The sequence below is a fragment of the Bartonella queenslandensis AUST/NH15 genome, from assembly GCF_000312585.1.
In the GTDB taxonomy this organism is placed as follows: Bacteria; Pseudomonadota; Alphaproteobacteria; order Rhizobiales; family Rhizobiaceae; genus Bartonella; species Bartonella queenslandensis_A.
The window spans coordinates 11,268-19,784 of sequence record NZ_HE998013.1; the positions used below are offsets into that span (position 1 = coordinate 11,268).

General features: G+C 36.6%; 6 protein-coding genes. All 6 read right to left on the reverse strand.

The window, feature by feature from the left end; all coding sequences use genetic code 11:
• Positions 1–97: 97 nt before the first annotated feature.
• Complete coding sequence (locus BN338_RS08160) at positions 98–931, reverse strand: outer membrane protein (protein WP_039760886.1); 834 nt, start codon at positions 929–931, stop codon at positions 98–100.
• 1,499 nt (positions 932–2,430) lie between these two features.
• Complete coding sequence (locus BN338_RS08165; protein WP_039760887.1) at positions 2,431–2,748, reverse strand: hypothetical protein; 318 nt, start codon at positions 2,746–2,748, stop codon at positions 2,431–2,433.
• Positions 2,749–4,182: 1,434 nt separating this feature from the next.
• Positions 4,183–4,803 (reverse strand): ribonuclease D, encoded by a 621-nt coding sequence (locus BN338_RS08170; RefSeq protein WP_039760889.1) that lies wholly within the window; start codon positions 4,801–4,803, stop codon positions 4,183–4,185.
• Complete coding sequence (locus tag BN338_RS08175) at positions 4,796–6,190, reverse strand: M20/M25/M40 family metallo-hydrolase (RefSeq protein WP_039760891.1); 1,395 nt, start codon at positions 6,188–6,190, stop codon at positions 4,796–4,798. The genes BN338_RS08170 and BN338_RS08175 overlap by 8 nt, the downstream gene beginning before the upstream one ends.
• A gap of 85 nt (positions 6,191–6,275) precedes the next feature.
• The gene (gene mutM / locus BN338_RS08180; RefSeq protein ID WP_039760893.1) at positions 6,276–7,151 is read right to left on the reverse strand and encodes a bifunctional DNA-formamidopyrimidine glycosylase/DNA-(apurinic or apyrimidinic site) lyase; all 876 of its coding nucleotides are present in this window, start codon (positions 7,149–7,151) and stop codon (positions 6,276–6,278) included.
• Positions 7,152–7,428: 277 nt separating this feature from the next.
• A partial coding sequence (locus BN338_RS08185) for an aminopeptidase (protein WP_039760895.1) occupies positions 7,429–8,517 on the reverse strand: 1,089 nt, incomplete at its 5' end.

Sequence of the window (8,517 nt, forward strand, 5' to 3'; positions counted from 1 at the left end):
ACATCTACTATAAATATGATATGTGTGATAATATAGCAACAGAGAATAACAAAGGCTCTATCTTTGACAGAGCCTTTATTGTTTAACTTACCATCTATTAAAATTTGTAAGCAACACCAACACGGAAATCATTGGTTTTATAAGAAGTTTCATATTTATCATTTGAAAATTTCTTTTTACCAAAATCTGAGTAACGATATTCCGCACGAACAACAATATTATTGCTCATTGCTAAATCAGCTCCCACACCAAGGGTGTAGCCAACAAGGGTCTTTGTTTCATCAGACAAAGTACCAGAAGCGATGACTTTGTCTGAATCTTTATCTGTTATTGAAATCGATGCAATATCTTGAAGCTGTGTATAGGCAATACCCCCAGCAACATAAGGCATAATACGTTCAGCAGCAAAACCAATACGTATACGCGTTGCACCAGCCCACTTTTCTTTAAAAGTAAAACCGTGTGTTCGCTTAGAACCGGCTTTGAGCGCATCTTTATCAATATTAATTGAAGCGTCTTTTAATAGCTTATTAATATAATTGATGTGTTCTGGGGCAATGACATATGTTTTTCCTGTCTTTGTGTCATCTTTATTAGACCACATGATATCTGTATCGACACCTAAAATAAGGCCGTTACCGAGATCAATATTAGAACCTGCGTAAAGCCCCCCCATGAAACCAGATAGTTTTGGCAAATAATCATCACTTACCGGAATCTTTTGTCCTTTAGCGAGAATATCCATCTTCGTTTTACCCGAAAAACCACCAACCTGCCCACCAAAGTAGAAGCCTGTCCAAGAAAAAGTTGGGGCAACAATAACGGGAGCAACAGGTGTTGGGCTCGGGGGAACAATAACATCTGCTGCTTGCGCCGCTGAAACTGAAACAAAAGCGAAAGCAGAAGCTGTTATTAACCATTTCATATTCATATTTTCTCTCCATAGCTGAAATATTTATTTGAACACATCACGTCATATAGAGCCGCAACTCCAGATATCTGTAGCAAAAATGATACACTCATAAAAAAACAAAAACCAATCAAAGCTCCCCTTAATCGCTTGCTCTGTAGTCAATGAGAATTAAACGATGCTTATGCATAAATGAGTTCTTCTCACCATATCTTCTCTTCTTTATGAATTTTGCAAAAAAAAAGAATTGGTATATTGATTATAATGCAAAAATTATCTTTTCGTCTGTAATTTGAAAATGCTCTCATCTTAAATCATTTAACAAAATCATCCACCTACACGTTACAAACGAACACGCGTGTGTAAAACCGCTTAAGAAAATAAAATGCTTCTTATGAAAGTTCTCAATATCAAGGACAACCAGAACTCTTACAATATTGAGAACAAGCCAAATGCAACCATTCCATTTAAATTAATAAAAATAAATTTATACAAATAATATTCTTAGCTTCAGCATTTGTAAGACCAAATGTGCATAGTCTTTGATTATTTTTTACTGTAAAGAATGTGTATCGCACATAAACAAAGTTTCGGATACTTCATAGATTGCAACAAGATCACATTCAACTTACCTGTTCTTTGTTTTTACTTTAGGCACTTATTGCTTTTGAAAGATTGACCATTTTTTCAACCTTATAGAAAATCTTAAAGTTTCAGACTTCTTTTTCGGCGCTCTATTGTATAGTCTTTTATAAAATAAATTGAAAAAAAACTCATGACAAACAACTTGTATGATAAATATTGAGGCTTATATAGAAACTCTCCCTAAAGCTGAAAAAATGAGAAATCTTTCTTAAAGTTTTCAAACAAAACCTTGCTTTATAAAATCATAAATTCGGCAGAAAAGATATTTAGATATCTTAAATCAAAATAAAGAATATTTTTTATAGTCAAAAACTGCCAACAAAGATCAAAAGTTTAACTTTAAAATAAAGCTTTTTTATACTTAATCACAGATATCTTTCTCGATTTTGAGAAAAAATCCTAGTCAGATCCTGTATACAAACAGCCCAGATTCTTGGTGAGCGGGTTTGCCTTTATTTCCCACTCATGTGTTTACTTAACTGAAGTGTTTACTTAACTGAAGTTTTTTAGACCAAGCCTTACTCTTGATCCACAACCATATTCTAAAAACGCTTAAATAAGGGAGATCTCTATGGCTTATATAACCACACGTCAAATGAGAAAATTTACGCAATAGGCGACATAATAGAGTAATCCAAAATCTACATGTTCATATAATACCACGAAATTTGTAACGAGCCACCGCCATTATACGGTGTATTCTTTCACAAAAATCTCCCTGCCCCTATCTTTTCCCAACAGTACTATTCACAACCCGCACATAATCATAATAGCCTTCGCAAAAATAGCCCCCTCCTGTTTTCAAATGATAAAAATACCTCCTTTCTTCAATTCCCGATTACACATTAAACCTCTTGAAGTTATCTTTTTACTTTTTAAAAACTCATTGGACTTCGTTCAAATAAGCCTGGTCGTTTTCTCTTTCCTGGTCCTTTTTTAGGCTTTTTACCAGAATGTGATATAGGTATTAAATTAACTGCTGTCATGCATTGGCTGTTATGCGTGCAAGAAAGTTCCATTTGAACAACTTCAGATAAGATCTTGCTCAACTGTTCACTAGAAAAAAGATCTCTAAGAGGAACAACAGCAGATATTCCCTCTATTAACTTTTGAGAAGATAAAAAAGAAGCACCCTGTGCTACAGAGATTGAAGCAAAAGTAGCAAAAGCCGTAATAAAATATTTTATGTTCATAAATTTAACCTCGTATAAATATCCATAATGGATTTTATCTAGTGTCTTCATTACAAATTTCCAGAAAAAAGAGCATGTTTATAGATAAAAAGTGAGAATCCTCAAAAAAAACAAAGCGTTGGAGCATTTTAATTTTAAAATAAATGCAAATTATCCTGCTCTACCAACGTAGAAATTGCTTGTTTAGCAATGAATAAAGGCTCGAAGGATCGTCTAAAAACAATAAACTAGACAAATGTCATATTAACATATTGATTTATAGCTTTTCCTATTGAATGCGTGCTCTCTGTATCATATGATTATCTCATTTCAAATTTGTTCATGATACATTAAGAAAAATTATTCGCTTATATTATCATAAATGAAGTTGATATATGGATAAAACTCAGGGGAAAAGGCGTTTTTTTCTTAATAAACCCATTTAAAGACTAAAGTTATTATAACATTTTGACTTCGTCACAAGCATGCCCCTGCTAACTTGTTTCTAAGTCACTTTCTAGATGCCATTCTTTGTATGGTACAGTGTAATCGTAGTCGATCTTTATATATTAAGCCTCCAACATTTTGATTTATAATAATAATATAGCGTTATTCATATTAAATTAGAGCTCCAAATACCATAAAATCCTTTCATTCCAAATATCCCTCATTGTTGAATCAACCAAAACCTTTTTTTGTACATTACAAATGGGGAAGCCTATGGGAGTGAAACTGTACAATAAAGAACTAAAAATGCCTCTTATGAAGAGTCCCAGTGCCAAGGACTTATTACAAGGGTGTTGGCAAAATATGTGATGGTAGCGGCTTGTTAACTCCATAAGTGTAAAAATGACAGTGTTCAATAGATTTTATATCAGTATTGGAGATTTTATCGTTATATTTTTTATGAGCGCCGCTGTAAAATGGGCTTGGACGCCTTAAAAAAGGTTTCTTAAAAAAGCATGTGAATGAGTAACCCTAAATATATTCCGTTTAGAGCGTTTTGTTCTGCATGAAAGGCGTGGCTCCGCTAAAAAATGTGAAAAACAAAAGCGTGAGGCAATGCGTCATCTGCATTACTTAACAGATATTGCTTTTAGATACTTCTGAAAATGGTAAAGAAGAATTAAAAAGATGGTAAGGATGGGAATTGTTTTTTATGTTGCTGCCTTCATATGCTTCCCCCATTAGTCTGTATACTGATTTCAGAGATTTAAGCCTCTCACCGTATGTTTCTAGCCTATCCTCAAAATAGCTTTTTTTCAAATAAAGGTTGCTACAAACGTAAAAAATATGAATTCGTAAATAAACTTTTATTGTCTAAAATTCAAATCAAAGAACACTTATGTATAATCCTCCTGAAAAGACGAGAGGACAAAGGATAAAATGCCCACATTATAGACATTTTATCCTCTTACATCAATAATTTGCTCCATTAAAAGCTAATTTTTAAAGTTAGCTATGCGCAAAAATATCAACTTCCGACCATCCTAAAAGATCTAGCCTAGCTCTCATAGGCAAAAATTGAAAGCATGCCTTGGCAACACTTTCTCGCTCTTCGCGTCTTAAACGTTCTTCAAATATAACCTTTAAACGATGCAAATATAACACATCCGACGCAGCATATTCAATTTGTGCCTGTGATAACGTTTCTGTCGCCCAATCCGAAGATTGTTGCTGTTTAGAAATATTCACATTCAATAATTCACTACAAATTTCTTTCAAGCCATGACGATCCGTATAAGTACGCGTAAGTTTCGAAGCAATCTTTGTACAAAAAACAGCCTCTGGCATAACACCAAATGTATGCGCTAAAATAGCAAGATCAAAACGCCCGAAATGAAATATTTTGGTGATTGCGTTATCTTTAAGAAGCTTGACCAAATTAGGGGCACTCTCTTGTCCTTTAGCAATCTGTACAATATCAGCAGTCCCATCTCCAGCAGAAATCTGAACAACACATAAACGATCACGATGCGGTTGGAGCCCTAAAGTTTCGGTATCAATCGCAATGGCATCAGTTTTATAATTATCCAAGTTTGGTAAATCACCTTGATGAACGCGAACCTCAGCCATTCACCCTCCTATTTGCTAAAGCGACAAGAATACGCGCCCAAGACCGCTGCCCCTTATGAAACGATTTTAAATTATACTTTTCATTAGGTGAATGAATACAATCATCAGCTAGTGCATACCCAACCAAAATAGTTTCCATACCAAGAATTGACTGAAAGTCTGCTACAATTGGAATCGAACCACCCATAGCTGTCAATACAGTAGGAACTCCCCACTCTTGCGATAAAGCATCCTTTGCCACCTTGATAAAAGATGAATCATGGGAAAGCTGAAGAGCCGGAGAAGAACCATGATTCTTAAATTCAACTGTACAGTCAGCAGGAATTGAACTACGTACATAATCACGCAACGCTTGGCGTATTTTCTCTGGATCTTGCTTATGAACGAGACGGCACGACACCTTTGCACTCGCTTGAGAAGCAATAACCGTTTTTATCCCTTCCCCTTCATAACCGCCACTAATACCATTCATTTCCATGGTAGGACGTGCCCATGTGCATTCTAAAATGCTCCGCCCTTTTTCACCAGCTGGAACAGAAAGACCTATAGGACCAAGAAATTTTTCAGCCGTACAATTAAGCTCATTCCATAACTGCAAAATCTGTGGAGATGTTTCTTCAACCCCATCATAAAAACCTGGAAGTGTTACCCTATTATTTTCATCGTGAAGGCCTGCCAAAACTTTAGCTAAAATACGAATGGGATTAGCTGCTACTCCTCCAAAATAACCAGAATGCAAATCACGATTAGCTGCTGTGATAATAATCTCTTCTGCCATAATTCCTCGAAGAGAAAGAGCAATAGACGGTGTATTCACGTCCCACATCGACGTGTCACAAACCAATGCGCAATCAGCCTTAAGCTCCTCCTTATTTTCTTTCAAAAAAGGAATAAGGGAAGGAGAAGCACTTTCTTCCTCACCTTCACATAAAATAGTAACTTTAACAGGAAGCTGCCCTGTTTCTTTCTTAAACGCACGACATGCCTCAACAAAGGTCATGAGCTGACCTTTGTCATCTGAAGCTCCACGAGCACAAATAACTTTCTCTCCATTTCTCTCTTTTAAAGAAGGTGTAAATGGATCATCCTCCCATAAACTCAACGGATCAACAGGTTGAACATCATAATGTCCGTAAAACAACACGTGCAAACAATCATCTGAAGGTCCTGGATGATGCCCAACAACCATCGGATGACCCGGTGTATCACGGCGTGAAGCCTCAAAACCAATGCTTTTTAAATCTTCTACTAACCAATCAGCTGCGCTACGACATGCATCCTTATAAGCTGGGTCTGTAGAAATCGATTGAAAACGTAAAAGAGAAAAAAGGCGTTCAAGGCTCTTTTCTATATTTCCATCAATATGTGTTAGTACTTTATTCAGCATAAAAAAAACCTCTCAAGCCTCGTATATTCATACATTGTAAGAATCTGACTTTAACCTTCCTGTAGGATTTTGCAAGACACCTTATTCATTTTTGACACTGTGAGCAGTAAAAACTTGAACGCCCAGACTGTAAAATACGTATAATAGGCGTTCCGCATTCCAAACACTCCTTGCCTTCTCGTCCATAAACTGAAAAAGCATGTTGAAAATAACCAAGTGAACCATCTATATGCATATAATCACGTAAAGAAGAACCACCAGATAAAATAGCTTCAGAAATTACATCGCGTATATTCTGTGCTAAAAAATCTGCAAGTTCACGTGCATAGACCGTTTTTGATGCCAACGTAAATGCACCACGCTGTGGAGATAAGCGACTCCGCCAAAGTGCTTCGCAAACATAAATATTCCCAAGACCAGCAACGATAGACTGATCAAGTAAAACACCCTTGAGAGATATTTTTTTATTAACAAAAGCCTTTTGTAAATAACAACCAGAAAACGCATGACTCATAGGTTCAAGCCCTAGCTTATTTAAAAGCGGATGTTTATAAAGCTTATCCGTATCAATTAAAAGTATAAACCCAAAGCGGCGCACATCATTATAAATAAGATGATAAATTTCACCATTCTTTGTCTGAATATCCATGATAAAATGATCATGCTTAACCAATTTACTGGTCGTTGAAAAAGATTTTCTTAAAAGATTATTCTCTATACGCCATGATCCAGACATTCCTAAATGGCTTAAAATCGTTTCATCCTGAGAAAGATGAAATAATAAATATTTTGCACGCCGACCAAGTTCTAGAATTTTTCTGCCAATAAGCCGTTCAGAAAAAGCCTCAGGAAAAGGAAAACGCAAATCTCTACGATTAAGTTTGACAGACACTATCTTTGCATCAGTGACAACAGACTCGAGTCCACGACGAACCGTCTCTACTTCAGGAAGCTCAGGCATCACTCCTCTTTAATAATTATACACTTTCCAGTCGTATCACTGATAAACTGATCTCTTCCCCGCTCTTAAAAAGAACAAAAATTTTTAACCCTATCTGATCTGTAAAAAACCGCAATCCTTATTAAGTGGTCTCCTTTTGCCTTCATACTCATGTGATTCACTTAATGAAAAGTTCCACATCAGCCCTGTCTTGAATATTCATTCACGTACTCTAAAAAGGTTTACCCTGTCAAGAAGACTTACCTACCTTAAATGACGTTTTATGGCATTAACAAGATTAAGCCCATTCACCCTTACGGAATACAGAAACTCTTATACCATCCTGCGTAATCCCATCTATGTCAATTTCACCAGAGCCAATCATCCAATCAATATGAATAACGCTTTTATTACCACCACGGACTGCAATCTCTTCTGATGTCAATGATGCTCCATCTAAAAAGCATTTGGAATAACACTGCCCTAAAGCAATATGGCAGGCTGCATTTTCATCAAACAAGGTATTATAAAAAAGAAGATCACTCTTAGAAATTGGTGAAGAATGGGGCACAAGGGCAACTTCACCCAATCGGCTTGCACCCTCATCACTTTGCAAAATCTGTTGTAAAACTTCTTGGCCCGTTGATGCACGCGCCTCAATAATACGCCCTGCATCAAAACGTACTTCAATATTATCAATCAGTGTCCCTTGATAGGAAAGGGGCTTTGTTGAGCGAACGAAACCTTCAACCTTATGAGCATGAGGAGTCGTGAAAACTTCTTCTGTCGGAATATTAGGATTGCAAACAACACCATTTTGAGCAACGGATGCACCACCATGCCATTCATGATCATCTGCCAAACCAACTGTTAAATCAGTCCCTGGTCCGGTGAAGTGCAAGGCAGAAAAACGCTGCTCATTCAACCAAGATGACCGTTTCTTCAAATTTGCATTATGGACAGTCCACGCCTGCACTGGATCTTCTCCTGTAACGCGTGAAGCAGAAAAAATTGCATCAGCTAATTTTTTAATCGCCTCATTAAGCGGTAAAGAAGGAAACATCGTCTCAGCCCACCCTGCTGTTGGATAAGCAACAATCGACCAATTCATAGCAAAATTTGATATTTTTTTGAGAGCAGGTTGGTAAGCTAGGGAAGTCGCCTTATTTAATCGTGCAACCTTATCAAAATCCTGATTGGAAAGGAGCAAAGGATTATCCCCAACAATCGCTAAACGCGCGGCCCCATTTTCAAAAGCCTTCGCCATTCCCTCATAAAGCCAAGAAGGAGCACAATCAAAACTAGACATATGGGCATTTTCAAATCGTGTCAGCGATAACATATCATCACTAAAAATTGGTGTAATGACACCAACACCAGCCTTATA